Raw genomic sequence first — 25,211 nt, 5'->3', positions numbered from 1 at the left:
ACCATCAGGTATTAGATTTTAACGATGACTACTAAACAAGCGCCAAGCACACTCCAAAAAATGGGTTTAGACAGCCCTATGGCCCTTGCTTTGCATCTTCCATCTCGCTATGAAGATGAAACCGAGCTATTCACAATTGAGGAGGCTCTCAGTCGGGGCAGATTTGGCGCGGCCCAGACCCAAGGGGTCGTAATCCGGAATCAGGTCCTATTTAGACCGAGAAGGCAGATGTTGGTCACCATTGAAGATGAGACCGAGACTTTGCAGCTCCGCTTCCTCAATTTCTATCCCAGCCAGCAAAAGCAAATGGCGGTGGGAGCGCATATACGAGTTCGTGGCGAGGTGCGCGAAGGATTTCAGGGGCCAGAAATGGTCCACCCCACTGTTAAAGCTTTAGCAGCAGATACCCCTTTACCAATGAGTTTGACTCCAGTCTATCCAGCTAGTGCTGGTGTTTCGCAAACAGTCATTCGTAAAGCAGTTGCGCAAGCATTACGCCATCCTACTTTGCAAGATAGCTTGGCTGAGTTCTTACCCAAAAAGTTAATGACAGAACTGCTTCCCAGCAATGATTGGCCAAGTCTACAAGCTGCTATCACCTATTTACATCAGCCACCTGCCGATGCTGATACTCAAGCGTTATTAGAGCGTACCGATCCTGCATGGCGCCGTGTGCAGTTCGAAGAATTACTGGCGCAGCAGATTTCCTTGAAACGTGCTCATGCCATTCGAAGAGAGCGGCATGCTCCGAGTTTCGTAAAACCGTCAAAAGATAAAAGTCTTGAGGCGCACTTACTGAAAGCGCTGCCATTTACTTTAACTACTGCGCAAGCTCGTGTTTGGTCTGAGATTGGCCATGATCTAGAAAAATCATTCCCCATGAATCGTCTATTACAGGGTGATGTGGGTAGTGGTAAGACGGTAGTTGCAGCCCTGGCGGCAGCACGTGTTATAGATCATGGTTATCAGGCTGCAGTCATGGCTCCCACAGAAATCTTGGCTGAGCAGCATTACTTAAAAATGAAAGAGTGGTTTGAACCATTGGGTGTTCGTATTGCTTGGCTGTCAGGTAGTTTGAAAGCAAAAGAAAAAAAACTGGCCCAAGAAATGATTGAGAGTGGTCATGCTCAGCTGATTATTGGTACCCACGCCCTGATTCAGGAGAGTGTGAGTTTTTCCAAATTAGGATTAGCAGTTATTGATGAACAACATCGTTTTGGTGTGAGGCAGCGTTTAGAAATTCAGCAAAGACTGGGATCTGAATTGTTTTACTGTCATCAACTGATGATGTCAGCAACGCCAATTCCACGTACTTTAGCGATGACGTATTACGCAGACCTCGATGTATCTGTCATTGATGAGTTACCTCCCGGTCGAAAACCCATTACTACCAAGGTAGTGAAGGCTAGTCGTCGTGACGAGGTCATTGGCGGCTTACACAGTTGGCTCTCCAAAGGATTGCAAGCCTATTGGGTTTGCCCTTTGATTGAAGAGTCTGAAGCCTTGCAGTTACAAACTGCCGTTGAAAGTTTTGAGCAACTGACGCAGGCCTTGCCAAACTTTAAAGTAGGCTTAGTGCATGGCCGCTTAAAAGCCGAAGAAAAAGCAGCAGTGATGGCTGCCTTCAAAGCCAATGAAATTCAATTGTTGGTAGCTACTACAGTGATTGAGGTGGGTGTGGATGTACCGAATGCAGCGCTCATGGTGATTGAACATGCAGAGCGCTTTGGTTATGCCCAGATTCATCAATTACGTGGGCGTGTGGGCCGTGGTTCTGCGGACTCTGTTTGTATCTTGATGTATGCAGAGCCCTTATCTATGGCAGCAAAAGAGCGCCTGCAAACTTTACGTGAGGTATCCGATGGCTTTGTGATCGCAGAGCGGGACCTTTCCCTGCGCGGCCCCGGTGAACTGCTCGGAGCGAAGCAGTCTGGAGATGCCATGTTGCGATTTGTAGATTTACAACGCGATGCTTGGTTAATTGAATTAGCTCAACAAGCTGCCGAAAGATTGCTGGCCGAGCATGCTGACTTAGTGGAGCGCCATTTAGAGCGCTGGCTAGGATCTCGCGCTGAATTTCTAAAGGCATGATAATTACCTTATGTCCTTGAATGATCGCCTTATCTCATATGCTTATCTGATTCGCCTAGATAAGCCAATTGGCACTTTATTGCTCTTATGGCCAACCCTTTGGGCTTTATGGCTTGCCAGTAGTGGTGTGCCAGAGCTCAAAATCTCATTGATCTTCGTGGCGGGCACTTTCTTGATGCGTAGCGCAGGTTGTGCAATGAATGATTATGCTGATCGCAACTTTGATCGGCATGTGCTGAGAACGCAAGGACGCCCCGTAACGAGTGGCAAGATTTCGGGTAAGGAGGCGCTACTAGTTGCAGCTACTCTGGCTTTGCTTGCTTTTTTGCTGATTCAGTCACTCAATACTTATACCAAGACATTGTCATTTTTTGCATTGGCAGTGGCCTTCATTTATCCCTTTACTAAACGCTTCTTTGCAATGCCCCAAGCGGTTCTCGGTATCGCTTTTGGTTTTGGTATCCCCATGGCTTATGCAGCTACCTTGAATGACATTCCTATGGAAGCTTGGATCTTATTTGTGGGAAATATTTTTTGGGCCATTGCTTATGACACTGCCTATGCCATGGTTGATCGGGAAGATGATCTTCGATTAGGTCTACGCACTTCTGCAATTACCTTTGGGCAATATGATGTTGCGGCAATTGCAGTAAGTTATGCCATCTTGTTTATTAGTCAAATTTGGGTAGCGCAATTGGCTAACTTGAGTAATTACTTTTTAGCGGGATGGTTTATAGCCTTAGCTTGCGCCATCTACCACCTCAAGCTGATCTCTACCCGTAAGCGCGAAGAATGCTTTGCGGCTTTCCGCCATAACAACTGGTTAGGTGGATTTTTATTTCTAGGAATTGTGCTGGGCCTCAGTCTGAACTAAGAGTTACTTAGGTAATTAGCTCTTACCCAGTTCATCACCCATTGCTTTGCCGCGCTGACTGGCAGCATCAATTGCTTTTTCAAGAATCTCATTCCAGCCTTCTTGCTTCATGACCTCAAGCGCTGCTGCTGTAGTGCCGCCTTTAGAGGTGACACGCTCACGAAGAATGCCAGCATGTTCATCAGAGTTATGGGCAAGTTGCGTTGCGCCCTCAAGGGTTGCATAAGCTAGTTTGCGAGCACTCTTTGCATCTAGGCCTAATTTCTCACCAGCTGATTGCATGGCTTCTAAAAAGGCAAAAACGTAAGCAGGACCACTACCAGAAACTGCTGTAACAGCATCCATGAGTTTTTCTTCGGATACCCAAATGCTTTGACCAACTGCATTGCAGATAGTCTGGGCTAGTTCGCGGTCAGATTCATTGACAGTTGCATCGGCAAATAGTCCAGTAATGCCTTTGCCAATTAATGCGGGAGTATTGGGCATAGCGCGGACACAGCGGGCATGGTCTAGCCAGCGACTCATATCTTTTAAACGAATGCCAGCGGCAATACTCAAAATCAATGGACCAGGTGCCGTTGCATGCTTGAGTTTTGAAGATAGGCCCTTAGCAACAACATTAAAGTCCTGTGGCTTGATGGCCATGACAAGAACATTATTTTTTGAGAAATCAAAAGCAATCTGCTCCAAAGCGCCAATGCCTTGAACACCAAAGTCTTCATGTAGCTGTAGGGCAGTTACTGCATTAGCTTCGACTACTGAAATTTGATTGGAGTTAAATCCATTCGCAAGTAAGCCGCTAATCAAGGCGCGACCCATATTGCCACCACCAATAAAGGTGATGTGCACATGACTATTATTTTGGCTGATCTGATTTGTACTCATTTGCTAATCTTATCGCGCTTCCCAAAAATGGCAGTGCCTACACGTACAATAGTACTGCCTTGGGCAATGGCTGCCTCAAGATCATCAGACATACCCATAGAAAGGGTATCAAAGAATTGATACCGAGGGTCTATTGCTCGGAACGCTTGAATACGTTTAAAACAATCTTGGACTTGGGCAAAAGCTTTGCGCTGCTCGTTCAGATCTAAGCTTGGAGCCGGAATAGCCATTAAACCTCTGAGAATGATATTGGGTAATTGAGCTATAGATTCACAGAGTGCCTCAGCCTCAGAAAGGGGGACGCCGCTTTTGCTATCTTCATCGCTCACATTCACTTGAACACACAGCTGCAATTCAGCTAGGTTAGGAAATTCACCACGCTGAGCAGAGAGGCGTTCTGCAATTTTGAGACGGTCAACGCTATGCACCCAATCAAAATGCTCAGCAACTTCTCTAGTCTTATTGCTTTGAAGCGGGCCGATGAAGTGCCAAACTAGCCAAGGGCGCAATTTAGCGAGTTGAGTAATTTTTTCAACACCCTCTTGAACGTAGTTTTCACCAAAAGCAGATTGTCCTGCGTGCATGGCTTCTTCAATTGCATGTGTTGGAAAGGTCTTACTGACTGCTAAGAGTTCGATTTCTTCGGGCTCACGCTTTGCTGCTAAACAGGCAAGCTCGATGCGTTGCCTTACCTGCATCAGGTTAACAACAATGGAGTTCATTGGGCCTTCGAAGATTTGCGAATCAATTGATCTACGATCTCGATCCAATGGAGTACTGGCGTATCTTCTTGCTGAAGGTGTGTAATACAACCCACATTTCCAGAAACAATTATTTCTGCACCAGATTCTTCGCAAGCCGCATTCAAGTGACCTAACTTATTCTTGCGTAACTGCTCCGAGAGCTCGGGCTGGGTAACTGAATAGGTGCCTGCAGAACCGCAGCATAGATGACTATCAGCGCACAAACGAACACCGATGCCGATACTCGATAGCAAATCTTCCACTTTGCCCCGAATTTGTTGGCCATGCTGCAAAGTGCAGGGTGGGTGATACACCACGCCTGGTTTTTGATCTGTGCCGATCAGTTGGATTAATTCATTTTGCAGATCGGGCAGAATTTCAGAGATGTCCTTGGTTAGATGGGAGATCTTTTTGGCCCTAGCTGCATAGGCAGGTTCATTGGCAAAGAGGTGGCCATAATCCTTAACTATCACACCACAACCAGAGGCAGTCATGATGATTGCCTCAACACCGCTTTCAACTAAAGGCCACCAAGCATCAATATTTTGCTTGGCATTCTCTAGGCCGCCTGCTTGATCGTTTAAGTGATAACGCAAGGCACCACAGCAAGTGGCATTTGGAGCGCTAATCAGCTGAATCTTCAATGCATCTAAAACGCGTGCAGTCGCAGAATTGATGTTTGGCAACATGCCTGGTTGAACACAGCCTTCCAGAATAAGCATTTTTCGAGCATGTACGGTTGTTGGCCTTGTAGAAGGATCAGTAGAGCTATCTAACGCCTTACTCTTCTGCTGTGGAATTTTGCGTTGGATACCGTTTGGCATCAGTGGACGCACTAAGCGACCTAAAGCCATAGCTGAATTAAATAATGCTGGCTTAGTTAAGCCTTCTCTCAAAGCCCAGCGTGTTAAGCGCTCACCAAGAGGGCGCTGAGGTGTATTGTCTTCAGCCCACTTGCGACCAATATCAATTAAGTTGCCGTATTGCACACCGCTAGGGCAGGTGCTTTCGCAATTGCGACAAGTCAGACAGCGATCTAAGTGCAGGCGAGTTTTTTCGGTGGGGGCTGAGCCTTCAGCCATTTGCTTAATGAGGTAAATGCGACCACGTGGGCCATCGAGCTCATCACCCAGTATCTGATAAGTCGGGCAAGTAGCAGTACAAAAACCACAGTGAACACATTTACCCAAAATACGGGCTGCTTCAATACCTTCTGGAGTATTTACAAATTGGGGGGCAAGTTGAGTGTACATAGATATGCTTATGGAAGACGTTTAGTTGCAAATACGCCAGTAGGATCAAATGCAGATCTCAGACGCTCTTGTACGAGCTCGAGGGCTTTGGAGTGCGCTTGCTCACTCAGCATTGTAAAGCGTTGGAATTGAGGATTTATGCTTGCGCCCTGTCTGAAACGAGTTGCATGTCCACCATGACTTGTTGCTAATTGTTTGATTGAATTAAATGTAGCTTCATCCCCGGGCGCTTTAATCCAACGCTGCTGACCATGCCACTCTAGAATAATTTCATGACCTGCTCCGGGAATCGTGAGTGGTCCACAGGCTGCAGGTAATGCTAGGCGATACAGAGTTTGATCAGCAGCGAGATTTTCAAATAATGGTAGCTGATGCTCGCGCAAATCATTCCAAAATGCTTCGGCAGATTGAGTATCTACTTCACTTGCGTCTACCAAAGAGCTCATTAAGGGAATAGCAGCTTTGATTGCTGCTGCTGCACCTGCTAAACGAATTGTCAATTGACCTTCGCCAGCAGGATTGCCGATCCAACAGCTTGCTGACATTGGTAATGGTTGACCGGCCCACTCATTTAAAGTGCGCAATGCTTTCTCTTGAGAGATATGGCAACGCAGTGTTGCAGTAGCTGCTGGTCTTGGTAATACCTTGACCGATGCCTCTAGGAGTAATGAAAGAGTTCCCATGGAGCCTGGTAATAAGCGAGAGATATCGTAGCCGGCTACGTTTTTCATTACTTGTCCGCCAAAAGATAAATCTTGGCCTTTGCCATCAAGAATGCGCGCACCCAAAACAAAATCTCGCAAGTTGCCAACGCTAATGCGATTTGGACCAGCTAAGCCCGCTGCAATGGCGCCGCCAAAAGTGGCTTTTTCACCAAAGTGAGGTGGCTCAAATGCCAGCATCTGATTTTTTGCTTTGAGCGCAGCTTCAATTTCTTTCAGGGGTGTGCCTGCACAAGCCGTAATGACTAATTCTTCTGGCTGATATTCTAAGATTCCAGAGTAAGGACGAGTATCGAGTTTTATGTGACTATTGGGATTGCCATACCAAGACTTGGTCCCGCCACCTTCAATAGAGAGTTGTGTTTTATTGCTTACTGCATTTTGGATCTGTTCACGAAATGTCTCAATAATGGGATTGGCAGCATTCATTAAAAGCGCTCCAATTCTGGATGCGGTAGTTTGCCTCCGCTAATGCGCATGCGGCCATATTCAGCACAGCGACTCAGTGTTGGGATGCCCTTATCAGGATTAAGAAGCTTTTCTGGATCAAAGGCGCTCTTCACACCCCAGAAAGACTCGCGTTCACCATCACCAAACTGAATACACATGGTGTTAATCTTTTCAAGACCAACCCCATGTTCACCAGTAATTGTGCCGCCAAGCTCAACACAAGCTTCGAGAATATCAGTGCCAAATTCTTCAGCGCGATGCCATTCTTCCTCATCAGCACCATTAAACAAAATCAATGGATGCATATTGCCGTCACCTGCATGAAATACGTTCAAGCAACCTAAGCCATATTTTTTTTCCATACCCTGAATACGCTTGAGTAGGGTGGCAATATGTCTACGTGGGATAGTCCCATCCATACAGTAGTAATCCGCAGCGATTCGTCCTGCTGCCGGGAAGGCATTTTTACGGCCACTCCAAAACTTCAAGCGTTCAGTCTCATCTCTGGAAATCCGAATACCACTAGCGCCCGATTCTTCAAGCACTTTCGTCATGCGTTCAATCTCTTCAGCAACCTCTTCTGGAGTTCCGTCAGATTCACAAAGCAAAATGGCTGCTGCCTCTAAGTCGTAGCCTGCATTGACAAATTCTTCTACAGCTCGGGTGGTTGCTTGGTCCATCATCTCTAAACCAGCAGGAATAATGCCGGCAGCGATGATCGCCGCAACAGCATTACCACCTTTTTCAATATCGTCAAAACTTGCCATGATGACGCGCGCCAGTTTTGGTTTGGCTACTAACTTGACAGTTACTTCTGTGACTACTGCTAGCATGCCTTCGCTGCCCAAAACAATAGCAAGCAAATCTAAACCAGGAGAATCTGGAGCTAGGCCGCCAAATTCAACAATCTCACCGTTCATCAAAATGCCACGTACGCGCAGAACGTTATGTAAGGTGAGGCCGTATTTAAGACAATGCACTCCACCAGAGTTTTCATTTACGTTACCGCCAATGGAGCAGGCAATCTGAGATGAGGGATCTGGTGCGTAGTAAAGACCCAGGTGAGCAACGGCTTCAGAGATGGCTAAGTTGCGAACTCCCGGCTGAACCACTGCAGTGCGAGTAAATGCGTCAATACTAAGAATTTTCTTGAGCTTTGCAAGGGAGAGCACTAAGCCTTGGGAGATTGGCATTGCTCCACCTGATAGTCCAGTTCCTGATCCTCGAGGAACTATTGGGATTTGCATCTCAAAGCAGATTTTGAGGATTTTGGCGACTTGCTCCTCTGTTTCTGGTAGAGCAACTGCTAAAGGCATACGCTTATAGGCAGCCAAACCATCACATTCGTAGGGAATCGTGTCTTCAGGCTCCCAAAGTAGGGCGTGCTCTGGAAGAATCGGACGCAAGGCTGAGACCAGTTTTGACTGTAGTGCGCTGATAGCGGCTATATCGGGGGGTGGGGTCACCATATTCATAGGAATCATTTTAGCCATTTACCTATAATTAAGCTCATGGGAAATCGACTATCAAAAATCGCTACTAGAACGGGTGATGCTGGAATGACCGGATTAGGCGATGGAAGTCGCGTGGAGAAGGATCATTTACGGATTTGCGCTATGGGCGACGTCGATGAGTTGAACTCATCGATCGGTGTTTTGATGACTGAGGAGTTCCCAGAAAGCATTGCTACTGAGCTAAAAGGGCTTTTCATGCAAGTTCAGCATGATTTATTTGATCTGGGTGGCGAGCTTTGTATCCCTAACTATAAGCTCTTAAATCCAGACCATGTGGCTCAGCTGGATGTTTGGCTAGAGAAGTACAACAAAGAATTACCTCCTTTGACCGAATTCATTCTGCCTGGTGGTACTCGTGCTGCCGCGCAAGCACATGTATGTCGTACCGTCTGCAGAAGAGCTGAGCGCTCGATTGTGCGCTTAGGCTGGGCAGAGCCTTTGTATGACTCCCCACGTCAATATGTCAATCGTTTATCTGATTTATTGTTCGTCCTTTCACGCATTCTCAATCGCGCAGCTGGCGGTACGGATGTGCTTTGGAAGCATGAAAAAAAAGAGACTAAATAAATTAGTCTCTTTTAGTATTACGTTGATTTCTGCTTGAGTTGAGAACTAAGATTATTTTTTCTTGCTTCTGCGTTTCTTGACTGCACCAGCTAAACGCTCAAGTACTTTCACAGAATCATCCCAATTAATGCAGGCATCCGTAATGCTCTTGCCGTACTCGAGCTTGCTTGGATCATCTTTACCAGGCGTAAACTTCTGCGCACCATCATTGAGATGACTTTCTACCATTACGCCAAAAATTTCATGTGAACCAGACTCAATTTGTTGGGCAATATCATCAGCCACAACAATTTGGCGCTCATGTTTCTTGCTGGAGTTAGCATGCGATAGGTCAACCATCAAACTGGCTGGGAGCTTGGCTGCTGCTAGCTCAGCGCAGGCTGCTTTGACGTGTGCCGCTTCATAGTTGGGCTCTTTGCCACCGCGCAAAATGACGTGACAATCTTGATTGCCTTTAGTTTCCACAACGGATACTTGACCATTCTTATGAACAGATAAGAAGTGGTGTGGACGACCCGCTGCTTGAATAGCATCAGTAGCGATCTTGATGTTGCCATCAGTGCCATTCTTAAATCCAATAGGCGCAGACAAACCAGACGCGAGTTCGCGATGCACTTGGCTTTCGGTTGTGCGGGCGCCAATTGCGCCCCAAGAAATGAGGTCAGCAATATATTGTGGGGAGATGACATCTAGGAATTCACTACCTGCTGGCATGCCAAGACGATTAATTTCCATGAGGACTTGACGTGCAAGACGCAGACCTTCTTCAATACGATAGCTCTCATCTAGATACGGGTCGTTGATCAGACCTTTCCAGCCAACAGTAGTGCGAGGCTTTTCAAAATAGACGCGCATCACAATTTCTAATTCGCCAGCGAAGCGATCGCGCTCAGTTAAGAGACGCTGGCAGTATTCGAGTGCCGCACGTGGATCATGAATCGAGCAGGGCCCAATGATGACGAGTAGGCGATCATCTTTCCCGTGAATAATGTCGCGAATCTTTTTACGAGTTTTGCTGATCAATACTTCAGTGGGCGTTCCTGAAATCGGAAAGAAGCGAATGAGATGCTCTGGTGGTGCCAGAACAGTAATTTTGTCGATGCGTTGGTCGTCGGTATCTGACGTCTTATCAACGGCAGAGTACCAGTTAGCAGGATTAGTATTTTGTTGGCTCATAGGGTTATTTTAAGCCGTAATTCAGTAATATCAGGCAGTTCCACCCACGGTAAGGCTGTCGATCCGCAAAGTGGGCTGTCCAACCCCGACCGGGACGCTTTGCCCCTCCTTGCCACAAACCCCAATCCCGCCATCTAATTTAAGGTCGTTACCAATCATCGAGACCTGTTTGAGGGACTCTGGGCCACTGCCAATAATGGTAGCGCCTTTGACGGGGTACTGAATTTTGCCGTTTTCAACCCAATAAGCTTCCGAGGCTGAGAACACAAATTTGCCACTAGTAATGTCTACTTGGCCACCACCAAAATTCACTGCATATAGGCCGCGCTTGATACTAGCCACAATTTCTTGAGGATCATCCTTGCCAGCTAGCATATAAGTATTGGTCATGCGGGGCATTGGTAGCGATGCAAAACTTTCGCGGCGACCATTACCGGTGAGAGGCATTTTCATGAGTCGTGCATTGAGGCTGTCCTGAATGTAGCCTTTTAAAATTCCATCCTCAATCAAAGTAGTGCATTGAGTAGGAGTGCCTTCATCATCAATATTGAGTGATCCTCTGCGACCAGACAGAGTGCCATCATCAACCACAGTGACTCCCTTAGCGGCTACGCGTTGCCCGATACGGCCAGCAAAAGCGGAAGAACCTTTGCGATTGAAGTCACCCTCAAGGCCATGACCTACTGCCTCATGGAGGAGTACGCCGGGCCAGCCTGGACCCATGACAACCGTCATCGGGCCAGCAGGCGCAGGACGCGACTCTAAATTTACTAAAGCGCCATCAACCGCTTCATCGACGTATTGATTAATCAGGGTAGTATCAAAATAATGGTAATCGTGTCGTGCACCACCACCTGAAGATCCAGATTCACGGCGACCATTTTGTTCTGCAATCACATGGACTGAAACGCGTACCAGCGGCCTTACATCTGCAGCTAGTAAACCATCTGCGCGGACTACTAGAACAACGTCAAACTCACCGGCAAGACTGGCCATCACCTGGATGATGCGAGGATCACGGGCTTTTGCGCGGCGCTCAATGCTTTCTAAGAGGGCAATTTTTTCTTTGGGCTGTAGTGAGTCCAAAGGATTCATGTCTGAGTACAGCTTGTTGGATATTGGATTAAATAGTTTGCTAGCAACCGCCTGCTTGCCTCCCTGTGGGCCAATAACGCGGGTCGCTTTAGCGGCCTTGCTCAGTGCTTCTAAATTAATTTCATCCGAGTAGGCAAAGGCAGTTTTATCACCGTAAATAGCGCGTACGCCTACGCCTTGATCAATATTAAAGCTGCCTGATTTCACAATACCTTCTTCAAGACTCCAGCTTTCGCTGCGAGTATGTTGGAAGTAGAGATCAACATCATCTAGGCGATGGGTAAACATGCTGCCAAATGTTTTGTGAAGATCTTGCTCTGAGAGTCCAGTTGGCTCAAGCAGAATCGACTTGGCTAATTTAAGAAGGTCTGCTTGCTTTTTGGCTTTGGTCCAGTTGACTGGAAATAGTGCTTCGGGTGCATTCATGTGATTCGGCAGGTCTTTCTTTAAAGCTTACGGTGTGCGAGTGCAGGTAACTTAGAGCGTACCTCGTTTAATTTATCTTTGCTCAAAACCCCAGAAATAAGCCCCTCACCTTCTGGTAGGGTAGTTAGAACCTCACCCCATGGGTCGATCAGCATGGTATTACCCCAGGTACGCCTTTGGTTTTGGTGCACACCGCCTTGCGCTGAAGCTAGGACGTAGCACTGGTTTTCAATAGCGCGAGCTCGTAACAGTATTTCCCAATGGTCTTTGCCGGTTGTATAAGTAAACGCAGCGGGAATGATGTGGCAATCTACTTGCCCTAGGGCGCGATACAGTTCTGGGAAACGTAAGTCATAGCAGATGCTTAGACCAAAGGTCCATTCAGTACCATTGATAGTGATCTTGATAATGCCGGGCTGTTCGCCAGCCTCAATGGTTTCAGATTCTTGATAGCGCTCTGTGTTTGTCTGAAAGCCAAATAAATGAATCTTGTCATAGCGTCCAGCCCGCTGCCCATCTGGACTAAAAACTAGGGTTGTATTTAATACTTTGTTAGGATCTTTTGCTTCAAGAGGAATAGTTCCCGCAATTAAATAAATACCATTATCTTTAGCGAAGGCTGCAAGCGCTTCTTGAATTGGACCATTACCCAATTTTTCCCGGATATTCACTTTATCCGTGTCTTTGAGTCCCATGATGCAAAAGTACTCAGGAAGAACAACAATCTGCGCACCATCATGAGCGGCAGCTTTAATCAATCTGCGGGCTGTTTCTAGGTTCTCTTGTAAGGATGCGCTAGACACCATTTGAATCCCGGCAATCTTCAGTTCAGTGGAGTTTGATTTGCTCATAAAGACTGCACCTGCGGTTTTGGTGCTGGTGTAGTGTTGGTGCTCGGTTTACTTTGTTCTTTTAATAAGTCTTTACTACGTATCGTGTTTAAAGTTTTAGTGTCAATTGGCTGACCTTTTTGATCTAATGGAATAACCTCTGGCTTATCCCAAGAACCCTGTACTAAATAATCAGATTGTAAATTTCGATTGATTTGACTAGTAATGAGGTACTGTCCAACTAGTACCCCCAATCCAACAATTGGGTTAATAGCAAAAGCCGCTAAGGAGCCAGCAGTGGCATCAATAGTTGGGAAGATCGTGACACGCAGATCTTGTTTTTTTTTCGGGATATTAATTTGCCCTGTCATAGTGACCTTAGCCTGATCTAGGCCCATGGTGAATTGCTTAGTTTGAGCAACGCCACTCGCAATGTCAAAGCTTGCATCGATATTGTTGAAGGGCGTGCCTTTACTCACAATATTGCCAAGACTACCTTGCAGATCTAGAGTAGCAAACCTAAATAGACTTTGAAGACTCAGCACATCCAGAATTTGAGCGCCGCTAGTGTCGACTTCTAGCAAGCGACCTTTTTCAAGATTTAAATTGACCTTGCCACTAAGAGTTTCAAATTTTGGATTAAAGGGTGAGCCATCCCACTCTGCATTCGCTGTGAGTTTACCTTGCCCACCCTCAACGGATTTTTGTGAACCCCACTTAGCAATAATGAGGCCAGCATCTTTAATATCTAAATCGATATTGAGGTTACTATGTTCCTGCTGATTTGTACTTGCCCCAATCCATTGCCCAGTGGTAGTGGAGCTGCCCTGAGGATTATTAAATTGAATAGACTCAATCGTTAGAAGGTTGTTGCTAGTCTTCGTTTTGAGCTTGGTTTTTCCAAGTGAGATAGTTGACCAATTAAAGTCATCAATAGTTAAGTCTAGGCTTGGAATTGCATTAGGTGAGAGCTTACTTTTATTAGCGCTATTGTTTTGGGCCGATTTGTTAGTTTCCTTAGGGGGGCTCTTAGTACCTGTCGCCAGGATAGTCTCATCTGGAACCTTGAGGCGACTTAAATGGCCGCTAATAAGACCGCTGACATCGGTTTGATTAGGTGCCTGATATTGAACTTGGCCAGCAGCGAGAGGTGAGTTGATGCGCATCCGCCAGACGCCATTCTTATTGCTAGTAGATAGATTCATGTCTTGCCAGTTACGCTCAAGCAAAGTGAGTTTCTTAACCTGTGCGGTAATAGAAATATTACTTTCACTCGCATAATCTGCTTTAGAGGAATTATTTTTTTGCTTTTGCTTTCTGAAAAAATCCAGCCAATCATCTAGATTGAGTTCATTACTTGCTAGGTTGAGATTAAGCCCGGGTTGAGACAAGTTTGCTGCTGCGCCTATGCCTAGCGCAAATCGGAACTCGTCATCACTATTTAGGTCTCCTTGAATTGTGTATATATCACCAAGTTTGCCATTCCAGCTAAGGCGATTTGCCCCCGATGGACTATTAGGCGCAGTTTTAAGGGTAATTTGTCCCACCATTGGTGTGCCCATCAGTTTCTTCGCCGGTGCTGGTGCAGTGCTAGCCCAGTCACGCAAACCAAACTTGAGATTCGTTTCGCTACCAGTTTTATTAAAGCTGAGTGTGCCTTCGTATTTTGCAGATCCACTCATTGCCTCAAGTAATGGCGTGGACTCAGTTTTTATTGTATTAACGAGATAGTTCTTGATGAAGCCCGCAGTAATATCGCCTGCAATATTAAAGTTTTGTTTCCCCGGGGTCGATGGAGAGCTGCCGATTTTCAGAGAGCCGCCTAAGAAGTTGGCGGTGACATCTTCAAATTCGGGATTAATTTCGGTAATCCGAATTTTGCCCTTGAGATTTTCGAGTGGAGGTAAATTGGCCCACTGTGCTTTATTGCCGGGTAAAGCTAGCTTGATATCAACATTAATATCGTCATTGATAGATAGGGGAACCTTTAATCCTATGTCAAGATTGACGGGCCCGCTAACTCGTAGATTTTTTTCTAACTTGCTTTGTTTTTTGCCAAACGGTGAAGCGTATAAATACTCCAACATCTGTGGCGCATTACCTTGAGCATTACCATTCACCGATAAAACCAATTGTTGTGCGCTGACATTCGGAATTTCCGCATGAAATTGGTTGAGTGCAACATCTTTGTAATTCGCCTGAGAAATATCAACCGCAAAGCGAGAGTTTTGCATTGTAACTACGCCATTCACTTTGCTAAATGCAGACCAGACCCCTTGGTTATTTGGTAACAATGGAACAGGACTGAAGGTAGCTCCGATGATTGGCAGATTTAAAGTGAACTCTCCATTAGTGCTATTGGGGTAAGGGACGCCATTGGGATCGCCTTTGATATGAAGGCTACCTTTTTGTATGCTGCCCGCAGAGAATGCTTTACTCAGGTATAGCCTTGCATCTTTTCCCATCCCAAGGGGTAGATATCGGTATGCAGTTCTTAAGTCAGCTCTTGCGAAATTCATATCCAGCATCATTTGATCTGGTTTTTTAGGGCCACCAATGACGTAATTGATATCTAGGGTTGTGTCAATTTCTGGATTGCTTAAAGCAAGTTGTTTAGCATCGATGACCCAGTTATCTTTTTTCTTAGACCAGCTCAGCTGCCCATTCGCCCGGTCTAGTTTAATTTTAGGATCGACTAATAAGTCATTGATATTTACTTCTAGATCATTGGAATTAACTGAAAAACTGCCTTGATTCTGATTGCCGGTAATAAATCCAGAGAGGTTTGAAACAGATGGCATACTTTTGTCAATACCAACAAAGCTGAGATCAACTAACTTGGCGCTAACAGAGAAATCAAGTTTGTTTGATTTGAAAAAGCCTCCGGGGATGTTTAATGACGACAGCGAAGATTTACTCTCGGACCAACGAATATCAAGATTTTGCAGCTCACCATCGGCCTGAGACGCTTTAATCCATTGATGTACTTTTTTAGACAGGGGGAGATTTAATGCGAATAGAGCAACGTCTTCAACCAGAATTTTAGGCGAAGAAAATCCGAATTCTTTAATCTCGCCATCTGCCCCCGGCGGTCTCCAGCTAAACGTCATTGGGCTTAAATTTTCTAATGGCGCATTCTTTGAGCTATCTAGGTCTCGCCAAGCAAATGTTTTCGTAGTAACAGAAATAAAACCACTATTATTTTCTTGAGTGAGATTAGTCTCTAATCTACCTAAAGCAATAGCGTCTTCATTTTTTGCCAGCTGAATAGTGAGATTGTCTGCTGCTACATAAGCTTCACCACCATCAGGCTGCCCGTTATCTATTTTTAATTTTCCCTTAGAACTAAGCTTTCCTTCCAGAGTATTTAGGGGAAGGGAAAAATCTTTTGCAATTTGACTGAGATTAAGTTCCGCTACATTCCAAGAAATAGTTCCAATCCAGTCGCGCCAATTTCCAGCTTGACCGCCAAGGTGGTGAACGAAGTCAGCCTTGATTTCTAGAGGTCCATTAGTCCATGGTGTGATTGTTTTGAGTGAGGCCTGATGATTGCGAATGCCGTTCGTCAGCTCTAGATTTTGAATCTCTATAGCGGTGGTGAGTTTTTTATCTAGCTTATCTGTCCAAAATAATTTGACATTGCTAACAGCAATCTTATCTTGAGACAGCAGCCAATTTTCTAGCCCAGGATCATTTGACTTTCCATGAATAGGAATTCCAGCGATGCTGATGATGCCTTTGTTATCACGTTGGGTATAAATTTGGGCGTTTTCAAAGTAGAGCTCATGAAAATAGGGTGCTAAGTGATAGAAGGAATTCCAACTGAGCTCGCCACGAATTGTTGCAATCTGTAAAAAGGGTTGCGAGTTATCAGGGCCATTAAAGCGTAGACCATCGATTTCAAAATCAGGCCTGATACCAGTCCAGGAGACTCTTAAATCATCCATGGTGACATCTGCACCAATACGAGCGCTAATGAGTCTTTCTACTGAGACTTTAGATTTCTCAATTTGGGGCCAAATAATGAAGCGAATACCAAAGTGACCAACTAACAATAATGCCAAAACGAGGCTGTAAAGAATGAGGGCACGTTTGAGCCAGGATCCGCCAGAACCTTGAGGACCTTTAGTAAGCACGCTCTTGAGGCGAGGCGGAATGATATTTTGCAGCATGGCCCCTATTATCCGTCAGCATTCAGTTGATCGCCAAGCTTCTGCCACGGGATTTGGGCTACGGATTAAGATGGGGGAATGGATGATTTTTCTAGGCAAATTGGGTTTCTACAACGGCATTCCACGTATGCACAGCGCTGGCTGAATGCTCGCCCTGAATGGGTTGACTGGCTGAGTACTTGTGGGCAGCAAAAGGTCGATTTTCAGGGCATCCAGGATTTGCTGAAAACCCCTGAAATTACTGAGCAAGAATCGGTGCTGGATGAAGCGCAATTTATGGCCAATTTACGGCTAGCTAGACAGCGCCTGATGATTTGGATCGCGTTTCGGGATCTGAATGGAATGGCGAGTCTTGATGAGGTGACACATGCCTTGAGCCATTTTGCGCAGTTGGCAGTTGCAGACTGTATTGCCTATATTCGTGAAGATTTAAAAAGTCGATTTGGGGTTCCATGGAGCAAACCAAATAATGCTGAGATGCCGCTCATGGTTGTAGGCATGGGTAAATTAGGCGGTCTTGAGCTCAATCTCTCATCTGATATTGATTTGATTTTCTTGTACGAGCATGAGGGCGAGACTGAAGGTGGACCTAAAGCCCTTTCAAACCATGAATGGTTTTCTCGTATGGGTAAGCGCTTGATGAAGCTCTTGTCCGAGCATGATGAAAATGGCTTTGTCTTTCGGGTAGATATGCGTCTGCGTCCCAATGGGGACTCTGGTCCATTGGTCTGTAGCTTAGACATGCTGGAGGAATATCTTTTAGTTCAGGGCAGAGAGTGGGAGCGTTATGCCTGGATTAAAGGTCGTTTGATCTCCCCATTGCCAGGATCAATGGAGCATGATTACTGCGCAAAGGAGTTGGACCAACTCATTCGTCCATTTGTCTATCGACGACATTTGGATTATGGCGTGATTGCCTCAATCAGGGATTTGCATGCCCAGATTCAGCGTGAAGCTGATAAGAAATCTGCTGGGCATCAGGGTCGCTCGCGCGATATTAAATTAGGTCGCGGGGGGATTCGAGAAATTGAATTTCTAGCGCAAATGTTTCAATTGATGCGAGGCGGTACTGACCCTCGCTTTAGGGTGCGCCCCACTTTAGAAGTTCTTAGTCTGATTGGGCAACGAGGAATCTTGCCCATAGAAGAGGTGAATACCTTGAAGGCGGCTTATATCTTTTTAAGACGCCTAGAGCATCGCATCCAAGTTTGGGATGATCAACAAACCCATTACCTGCCAGATGATGAATTGGTCCGCTCGCGTTTGGCAATATCAATGGCAGGAGAGGATCTGAGTCAGGACGGTAAATCCTTTATGGCCGAATTAGATCTTCACCAAAATCATGTTGCTAGCCTTTTTGAAAAAGCTTTCTTACTAGATGACAATTCTCGGCTAAAGCTTGCCCCCCTTGATGTCACTTGGGAGCCAGATGGGAGCTATTTCCCTCAAACTCTTGTGCGCTGGAGTGGATGGGTTGATAGCCCTAAGCAAAGACAGTTGCCCGAGAAGAGTCGACTCATCTTTGATAATTTGATACGTCAAGCTGCGAAGAGTTTGCAGCTCACCGGCGGTAATCAAGCTCATGCCGATCAAACTTTATTACGTTTTTTTGATTTACTTGAAGCCATTGCAAGACGTAGCGCTTATTTATCCATCTTGGCAGAATACCCAAGAGCACTCTTAAATGTGCTGGATTTGCTAAAGGTATCTCAATGGGGCGCACAGTATCTGACGCGGCATCCACATTTACTCGATCACTTACTGCATTCGGGAACTGAGAAGGCTTTAATTGAAGAGCCCGAAGAATATTGGCGAGACGTCAAAACGAATCTGAATATGCGCCTTGATGATGTCATGACCGATGGTGATAGTTCAGAGCAGGCGATGGATATTCTGCGTGTGACCCACCATACCGAGACATTTATTACGCTTTTAGCTGATCTTGGAATTGGTGTTAAAGAGCCTCTCGCGATTGAAAAGGTAAGCGACCATTTATCTGCTTTGGCAGATCTCATTCTACAGACTACTTTTGAGCGAGTATGGCCGGGCGTTGCTCAGAAATTTGGCTTACCCAAAGACTTCCTTGCGCCATTTGCAATAATTTCTTATGGAAAGTTGGGGGGTAAGGAGCTGGGTTATGCCTCTGATCTAGATTTAGTATTTTTATATCAATCAGTGGAGTCTGATTACGCCGCGCAAGAAATTTATGCACTGCTTGCTAAGAGGATGATTAACTGGTTAACAGCGTTTACCTCAACTGGTAGTTTGTTTGAGATTGATACGCGGCTTCGCCCGAATGGGTCAGCTGGATTTTTAGTTACTGATACTGAAGCATTTAAAAAATATCAGTTGCGTGAAGGCGATAACGCCGCTTGGGTCTGGGAGCATCAAGCTTTAACTAGGGCGCGTTTTTCTGCCGGCAATCCGGTTATAGGTTTGGAATTTGACCTTGTGCGCTCGGAGGTATTAAGTCAGCAACGTAACATCAATCAGCTACGCGCTGAAATTTTAGAGATGCGCCGCAAAGTGCATGCTGGCCATCCAAATGTGAGCGGTGAGTTTGATTTAAAGCACGACTCAGGCGGTATGGTGGATATTGAATTTATTGTGCAGTTCTTAGTCCTGGCTTATTCATATCAACATCCACAACTGATTGGTAATCTAGGCAATATTGCTTTGCTTCGCATTACTGGAGAAGCAGGTTTAATGGATCCAAAAATAGCCGATTCCGTTGGTAATGCTTACCGTCTCTTAAGATCTCGTCAACATCGCCTGCGTTTGGATGGGGCAGAAAAAACACGGAGTAATCTTGAGAATGAGCCTGAACTTAGGGCTGCCAGATCTGTTGTTGAAGCACTCTGGCTAGAAATCTTTCAAGCCCCTTCCAATGCTGAGTAAAGCTCTTAAATCCTAGTTTTGCCCTAGTAACTCGCGAGCATGACGACGTGTGGTGTCTGTTATTGTTGTGCCACCCAACATACGCGCCACCTCTTCAACGCGTTCTATTCTGGCTAAGGGCTGTACTTGTGAGATTGTTTTATCACCACTCTGTGATTTACTGACCTTCAGGTGGTGATTTCCTTGCGCGGCAACTTGAGGCAGATGCGTCACGCACAATATTTGATGAGATTGCCCCAATTGGTGCAATAGCTTGCCAACAGTTTCTGCAACGGCCCCACCAATACCTGCATCGACTTCATCAAATATTAAAGTAGGTGTGAATGAGGCTTTGCTAGTGATCACACTAATTGCTAGGCTAATACGGGCAAGTTCGCCACCAGAGGCTACCTTAGCCAATGAGCGTGGTGTGCTGCCAGCATGTCCTGCAACCAAGAATTCGATTTGCTCTAAGCCGTGAGAGCCACCTTCACTGAGTGGCGTCAAAGCTATTTCTAATCGCCCCCCAGCCATGGATAGATCCTGCATGGCATCGGTGACTAATTTTCCTAGTTCAGCCGCAGCTTCCCCACGTTTTTTTGAGAGCTGTTTTGCAAGTTTGAGATAAGCAACTTCTTCTTGTTGCACTTTTTCGCGTAAGGCTTCGATATTCTGAGATGCCGTTAGAGCATCCAAACGTTCGGCAGTATCTAGAAGAAGTGCTGGTAGTGCATCTGCTTCAGTACGATATTTGCGAGCGGCGGTGTGCAGTGCTTGCATGCGCTCTTCAACTTGGGCCAGTCGTGTTGGGTCAAGATCTGCTTTTTGTAAGTATCGATTAAGGCTATGAATAGCTTCATCTAATTGAATTTGTGCGGATTCCAGGGCTTCGCTAATAGTGTTCAGTGCTGGATCATGCTCGGCTAATGCACCAATAGTGCTGCATACCTTGGAGAGGCTCGATTCAATCGAGTTATCTGAATCACTCAAAACTTCAATCGCTTCTTGGCAGCCGCCAATGATTTTGGCCCCATTGGCAAGTCGCGCATGCTCACCTTGAATATTGGCCCATTCATTCTCTTGGGGAGATAGCTCGGTAAGCTCTTCGAGTTGCCACTCTAAGCGCTCACGCTCACGCTCAATATCTTGCCCTGCATTTTCTGCTTGCTCTAAGAGACGACGAGAATCATTCAGCGTTTTGAAGTTCTGTGCCACTTCAGTTGCAAGCGGTAATAAACCAGCATGACGATCTAGTAGCTCGCGTTGGGCGCCACCCTTCAGCAGTAGTTGATGAGCATGTTGCCCATGAATATCAACCAGTTGATCACCTGCCTCACGCAATTGCGTTACGGTAGCAATGCTGCCATTAATGAAGGCGCGACTCCTGCCATTACTTTCTATAGTTCTTTTGAGTAAGAGGCTTTGACCATGATCTTCAAGCGGAAATCCTTGCCCATCTAACCATTGCCCAAAAGATTGAATAAGCTCCGGATCAATTTGAAAGAGAGCAGAGATTTCTGCACGGCTGCTACCTTCCCGAATTTGGCTGCTATCAGCGCGTTCGCCTAAAACTAGACTAAGAGCGTCAAGCAGAATGGATTTTCCAGCGCCAGTTTCACCAGTCAGGACGGTAAACCCAGCAGAAAAATCCAGCTCAAGCTGATCGACAATGACGAAATCGCGAAGTGAGATAGTTTGAAGCATGTATTAGCGTAGCAAAGAACTCGACATCAGAAAGTCGATGGGTATTCATTCCAATGCAATTTCTCACGCAAAGTTTTGTAGTCGCTGTGATTGCTAGGGTGTAAAAGAGCAATGGTTTTATCGGATTGACGCACTTCAATTGTGTCGCCGCTTTGTAAATTGGTTTGTGATTGCATATCAAAATTGACAATGACTTCAAGTCCATTAACTACCTCAATCACCGTCACACTATCTTGCGGCAGAACAATCGGCCGATTAGAAAGGGAATGGGGAGCAATTGGAACAAGCAAAATACCTGGAACGTGGGGATGCAAAATAGGACCACCGGCAGATAAAGCGTAAGCAGTAGAGCCAGTCGGAGTAGAAACAATCAAACCGTCAGAACGTTGGTTGTACATAAAAGAGCCATTGACTCGAACGGCTAGTTCTACCATTCCTGAAATAGCGGAGCGATTCACGACAACATCATTTAGTGCTAATGCGCGATTAATTACTTTGCCATTACGAATGACAACAGCATCAAGCAATGTCCGTGTATCAGATTCATATTCGCCAGCGATGATTTTGGGTAGGATATCTTGCACAGACTGAATGGGAATATCTGTCATGTAGCCAAGACGACCCATATTGATTCCTACGAGTGGGACATTGCTCCCTGCTAATTGACGGGCAATGCCCAACATGGTTCCATCGCCACCCAAGACAACAACCAGATCAATTGATCCACTAAAGTCCTGGGGTTTCTTAGTGGGATAGTCTTTTAAGCCATGATGGGCAGCAGTGGCAGACTCAATAAAAACCTCACAACCCAGTCCCAAGACCAGTTTGGCAAGGTCTTTGAGGTGTTCTTCAATGCCATCAGCCTGAAATTTGCCGACGAGCGCCACCCGGCTAAATGCCTTCTTGGAGGAATTGGGGGATGGGCTTAACATATAACGATTAAACCATAGGCATAAAATCCCCTCCACCATGGACGAACGTTCCCGCGCTTTACTAAAAACCCTCATCGAGCGATATATCGAGGAGGGCCAGCCTATTGGCTCGCGCACGCTATCGAGATTTTCAGGTTTAGACCTCTCTGCAGCCACTATTCGTAATGTGATGGCTGATTTGGAGGATATGGGGCTAGTCACTAGCCCCCATACTTCAGCTGGCCGAATTCCGACCCCTAGAGGCTATCGCTTATTTGTAGATACGATGGTGACGGTTCGTCCCCTAGAAGAAATTGCTACCCGTGAGCTCGAAAGAGGACTCTTGCCAGATTCCCCGCAACGGGTTTTGAGTTCTGCCGCTCAGATTTTGTCGAACTTAAGTCATTTTGCTGGGGTAGTGATGACTCCCAAGCGAGCCCAAGTTTTTAAGCATATTGAGTTTCTACGTTTAGGCGAAGGCAAGATCTTATTGATTATGGTGACTCCAGAAGGGGATGTCCAAAATCGAATTTTGCCAACGACTCAGGATTACACGCCAAGTCAATTAATTGAGGCTGGTAATTACATCAACGCACAGTTTGCTGGAAAAAGTTTTGATCAAGTGCGCTTGCACCTCAAATCTGACCTAGATAATTTAAGAGCAGATATCTCTGGTCTGATGGCTTTGGCATTGCAAAGCGGCGTTGCTGACTACGATATGAGCCAGGGTGACATGGTGCTCTCTGGCGAGCGGCGCTTATTGAATGTGGGTGATTTAAGCTCTAACCTCGACAAGCTACGTAAGATGTTTGACATGTTAGAGCAAAAATCAGTACTCATGCAGCTGCTTGACGTATCGAGTCATGCCGACGGTATTCAAATCTTTATTGGTGGCGAGAGTGACCTATTGCCTTATGAAGATTTAGCAGTAATTAGTGCGCCATATAGCGTAGATGGCCAGATCGTTGGTACTTTGGGTGTCATTGGCCCAACCCGCATGGCTTATGACCGGGTTATTCCAATTGTGGACATCACCTCCAAGTTATTATCAGGGGCGCTGAGCTCCTAACAATCGATTATTAAAGATACATATTTTGAATCAGAACCCACACCTACGAGTCAATAAGACAGCAGTACTGCTGTTGAACTTAGGTACGCCATCTGCGCCAACGCCAAAAGCAGTGAGAGCTTATTTAAAAGAATTTCTCTCAGATCCGCGTGTCGTAGAAATTCCACGCTTTATTTGGTGGTTCATTTTGAATGGCATTATTCTGCCGATTCGTAGCAGTACCTCAGCAAAAAAATATGCATCGATTTGGTTGCCGCAACTGGGCTCACCCCTCATGCACTACTCTCGTTTGCAAGCCAAAGAGCTGGGCGAGAAGTTTGCAGATGAGGGGCATACTGTTTTAGTCGATTTAGCAATGCGCTATGGCAAGCCTTCTGCCAAAGAGGTCTTGGAAAGCTTGAAGGAGCAAGGCATGGAGCGTTTATTGCTATTGCCTTTATATCCTCAGTATTCAGCCACCACTACTGCTTCTAGCTTTGATGACGTCTTTCGGGTTCTGAGTACCTGGAGAAATCAACCCGAGCTGCGTATAGTCAAGCATTACCATGACAATCCCGCTTATATTGCTGCACTTGCAGATCAGGTGCTAAGCGCCTGGGACAAAGATGGTGCTCCAGATTTTGCAAGAGGCGATCGCTTTGTAATGTCTTTTCATGGCCTACCTAAACGCAATTTAATGCAGGGTGATCCTTATCACTGCGAGTGCCTGAAAACAGGTCGCTTGCTTGGAGAGTCTTTAGGGTTGGAGCCAGGACAATATATTGTCACTTTCCAGTCTCGCTTTGGTAAAGCGGAATGGTTAAAGCCCTATACCGCTCCAACTATTGAGAAGTTAGCAAAAGAAGGCTGCTCTCGAGTTGATGTGTTCTGCCCGGGATTTCCGGCGGATTGCCTGGAGACATTGGAAGAAATTGGAATGGAAGCAAAGGAAACATTTCTAGAACATGGTGGTAATGATTACCGTTATATTCCTTGTTTAAATAGCAATCCAAAATGGATTAATGCTCTACGTGACATAGCCTATCAGCACTTACTGGGGTGGACTTTAGGAACGGAATCTAAAGAGGAGCTGACTTTGCGCGCTGAGCGGGCAGAGTTGGCTGACAAATCTAAGACTTGAAATTCAATAAAATGTCCCAATATTGAAAACTACTGGCCTTAGTTAGAGCAGCGTAGGTAGAGCAAAATACAGAAAAAGTGAATGAGCATCCATGACACAAGAAAATCCAAATCCAGAGCAAGAAAATTCAGCAGCGCAGACCTCGGCTGAAGCAGCTCCTGAAGTTGCCGTTGTCAAAACCCCAGAGGAAGAGATTGCAGAGCTCAATCAAAAGATTGGCGAGCTCGAAGATAACTTCTTGCGCGCTAAGGCGGAAGGCGAAAATATTCGTCGCCGCGCCGTTGAAGATATTGCTAAGGCACATAAGTTCGCGATTGAGAGTTTTGCCGAACATTTGGTCCCAGTGACCGATAGCTTGTATGCAGCTTTAAGTACGGACACTGGTGATGCCAAGGCTTTTAAAGAGGGTTTAGAAATTACACTCAAGCAACTCTTATCTGCGTTTGATAAGGGCCGCATGACTGAAATTAATCCTGCAGTGGGGGATAAATTTGATCCGCACCACCACCAGGCGATTGCTTCAGTACCTTCTGAGCAAGAGGCCAACACCGTAGTTTCAGTACTCCAGCGAGGTTATACCGTGGCAGATCGGGTGCTTAGACCGGCTTTAGTCACTGTGAGCGCCCCGAAATAAATTAAAAATAGGGGTCAAAACCCTAAAAAAGTATGAAAAAGGCAGAAATCTGCCTTTTTTGCTATTTCAGCCCTTGAATTCCCCTTTTTAGACCCCAT

19 protein-coding genes are annotated in these 25,211 nt (G+C 45.9%); 8 read left to right on the top strand and 11 right to left on the bottom strand.

The genetic code is table 11. The annotated features are described in order from the left end of the window. Positions 1-24: 24 nt before the first annotated feature. Positions 25-2,091 carry an ATP-dependent DNA helicase RecG gene (recG, locus tag ICN31_RS07470; RefSeq protein WP_216260101.1) on the top strand — a complete coding sequence of 689 codons (2,067 nt, stop codon included), beginning with the start codon at positions 25-27 and terminating at the stop codon, positions 2,089-2,091. A gap of 10 nt (positions 2,092-2,101) precedes the next feature. After that, positions 2,102-2,965: a 4-hydroxybenzoate octaprenyltransferase gene (gene ubiA / locus ICN31_RS07465; protein ID WP_216260099.1), complete on the top strand. Its 864-nt coding sequence runs from the start codon at positions 2,102-2,104 to the stop codon at positions 2,963-2,965. A 15-nt stretch (positions 2,966-2,980) separates the two neighbouring features. Here the strand turns inward: ubiA and proC are convergent, their stop codons facing one another. From proC to ICN31_RS07440, 5 genes are read right to left on the bottom strand one after another with little or no spacing between them, the layout of a single operon-like run. After that, positions 2,981-3,850, bottom strand: a complete 870-nt coding sequence (proC, locus tag ICN31_RS07460; protein WP_216260098.1) for a pyrroline-5-carboxylate reductase — start codon at positions 3,848-3,850, stop codon at positions 2,981-2,983. Further along, positions 3,847-4,572 (bottom strand): YggS family pyridoxal phosphate-dependent enzyme, encoded by a 726-nt coding sequence (locus ICN31_RS07455; RefSeq protein ID WP_216260097.1) that lies wholly within the window; start codon positions 4,570-4,572, stop codon positions 3,847-3,849. Before ICN31_RS07455 ends, proC begins: the two co-directional genes overlap by 4 nt. Continuing rightward, positions 4,569-5,846, bottom strand: a complete 1,278-nt coding sequence (gene glcF, locus ICN31_RS07450; RefSeq protein WP_216260096.1) for a glycolate oxidase subunit GlcF — start codon at positions 5,844-5,846, stop codon at positions 4,569-4,571. Before glcF ends, ICN31_RS07455 begins: the two co-directional genes overlap by 4 nt. An 8-nt stretch (positions 5,847-5,854) precedes the next feature. Continuing rightward, positions 5,855-6,997, bottom strand: a complete 1,143-nt coding sequence (glcE, locus tag ICN31_RS07445; protein WP_216260095.1) for a glycolate oxidase subunit GlcE — start codon at positions 6,995-6,997, stop codon at positions 5,855-5,857. After that, entirely contained in the window at positions 6,997-8,487 is a 1,491-nt protein-coding gene (locus ICN31_RS07440; protein WP_088525867.1) for an FAD-linked oxidase C-terminal domain-containing protein, read from the bottom strand. The genes glcE and ICN31_RS07440 overlap by 1 nt, the downstream gene beginning before the upstream one ends. Before the next feature lie 42 nt (positions 8,488-8,529). On the opposite strand from ICN31_RS07440, the gene ICN31_RS07435 reads away from it, so the two are divergent. Next, positions 8,530-9,099, top strand: a complete 570-nt coding sequence (locus ICN31_RS07435; RefSeq protein WP_088525290.1) for a cob(I)yrinic acid a,c-diamide adenosyltransferase — start codon at positions 8,530-8,532, stop codon at positions 9,097-9,099. A gap of 51 nt (positions 9,100-9,150) precedes the next feature. On the opposite strand, the gene ICN31_RS07430 is transcribed toward ICN31_RS07435, so the two are convergent. From ICN31_RS07430 to ICN31_RS07415, 4 genes are read right to left on the bottom strand one after another with little or no spacing between them, the layout of a single operon-like run. Next, complete coding sequence (locus ICN31_RS07430; RefSeq protein WP_088525289.1) at positions 9,151-10,275, bottom strand: 3-deoxy-7-phosphoheptulonate synthase; 1,125 nt, start codon at positions 10,273-10,275, stop codon at positions 9,151-9,153. 30 nt (positions 10,276-10,305) lie between these two features. Further along, a complete protein-coding gene (gene tldD / locus ICN31_RS07425; RefSeq protein WP_255530934.1) occupies positions 10,306-11,796 on the bottom strand; it encodes a metalloprotease TldD in 1,491 nt (496 codons plus the stop codon). Positions 11,797-11,816: 20 nt separating this feature from the next. Further along, on the bottom strand, positions 11,817-12,647 hold the full coding sequence (locus tag ICN31_RS07420) for a carbon-nitrogen hydrolase family protein (protein WP_216260094.1): 831 nt from the start codon (positions 12,645-12,647) through the stop codon (positions 11,817-11,819). Then, complete coding sequence (locus ICN31_RS07415) at positions 12,644-16,798, bottom strand: YhdP family protein (protein ID WP_216260093.1); 4,155 nt, start codon at positions 16,796-16,798, stop codon at positions 12,644-12,646. Before ICN31_RS07415 ends, ICN31_RS07420 begins: the two co-directional genes overlap by 4 nt. Here ICN31_RS07415 and ICN31_RS07410 point away from each other — a divergent pair. Then, positions 16,797-16,943: a hypothetical protein gene (locus ICN31_RS07410; RefSeq protein ID WP_216260892.1), complete on the top strand. Its 147-nt coding sequence runs from the start codon at positions 16,797-16,799 to the stop codon at positions 16,941-16,943. The two genes, ICN31_RS07415 and ICN31_RS07410, sit on opposite strands and share 2 nt — an antisense overlap. Next, positions 16,877-19,696 carry a bifunctional [glutamate--ammonia ligase]-adenylyl-L-tyrosine phosphorylase/[glutamate--ammonia-ligase] adenylyltransferase gene (glnE, locus tag ICN31_RS07405; RefSeq protein ID WP_216260092.1) on the top strand — a complete coding sequence of 940 codons (2,820 nt, stop codon included), beginning with the start codon at positions 16,877-16,879 and terminating at the stop codon, positions 19,694-19,696. Before ICN31_RS07410 ends, glnE begins: the two co-directional genes overlap by 67 nt. Before the next feature lie 12 nt (positions 19,697-19,708). Here glnE and recN read toward each other — a convergent pair whose 3' ends face one another. Both recN and ICN31_RS07395 read right to left on the bottom strand, forming a co-directional pair. After that, positions 19,709-21,379: a DNA repair protein RecN gene (gene recN, locus ICN31_RS07400; protein ID WP_216260091.1), complete on the bottom strand. Its 1,671-nt coding sequence runs from the start codon at positions 21,377-21,379 to the stop codon at positions 19,709-19,711. Positions 21,380-21,405: 26 nt separating this feature from the next. Then, a complete protein-coding gene (locus tag ICN31_RS07395; RefSeq protein WP_216260090.1) occupies positions 21,406-22,311 on the bottom strand; it encodes an NAD kinase in 906 nt (301 codons plus the stop codon). A gap of 37 nt (positions 22,312-22,348) precedes the next feature. On the opposite strand from ICN31_RS07395, the gene hrcA reads away from it, so the two are divergent. From hrcA to grpE, 3 genes are all read left to right on the top strand, one after another. Further along, the gene (hrcA, locus tag ICN31_RS07390) at positions 22,349-23,359 is read left to right on the top strand and encodes a heat-inducible transcriptional repressor HrcA (protein WP_088525286.1); all 1,011 of its coding nucleotides are present in this window, start codon (positions 22,349-22,351) and stop codon (positions 23,357-23,359) included. A 25-nt stretch (positions 23,360-23,384) separates the two neighbouring features. Then, complete coding sequence (gene hemH / locus ICN31_RS07385) at positions 23,385-24,479, top strand: ferrochelatase (protein ID WP_088525285.1); 1,095 nt, start codon at positions 23,385-23,387, stop codon at positions 24,477-24,479. A gap of 91 nt (positions 24,480-24,570) precedes the next feature. Then, complete coding sequence (gene grpE / locus ICN31_RS07380; RefSeq protein WP_088525284.1) at positions 24,571-25,113, top strand: nucleotide exchange factor GrpE; 543 nt, start codon at positions 24,571-24,573, stop codon at positions 25,111-25,113. Positions 25,114-25,211: the final 98 nt, after the last annotated feature.

This window comes from Polynucleobacter sp. UB-Piko-W3 (assembly GCF_018881635.1).
In the GTDB taxonomy this organism is placed as follows: domain Bacteria; phylum Pseudomonadota; class Gammaproteobacteria; order Burkholderiales; family Burkholderiaceae; genus Polynucleobacter.
The sequence above is the reverse complement of the archived record's forward strand: the minus strand, read 5'-3'. Positions and strand labels throughout refer to the sequence as shown.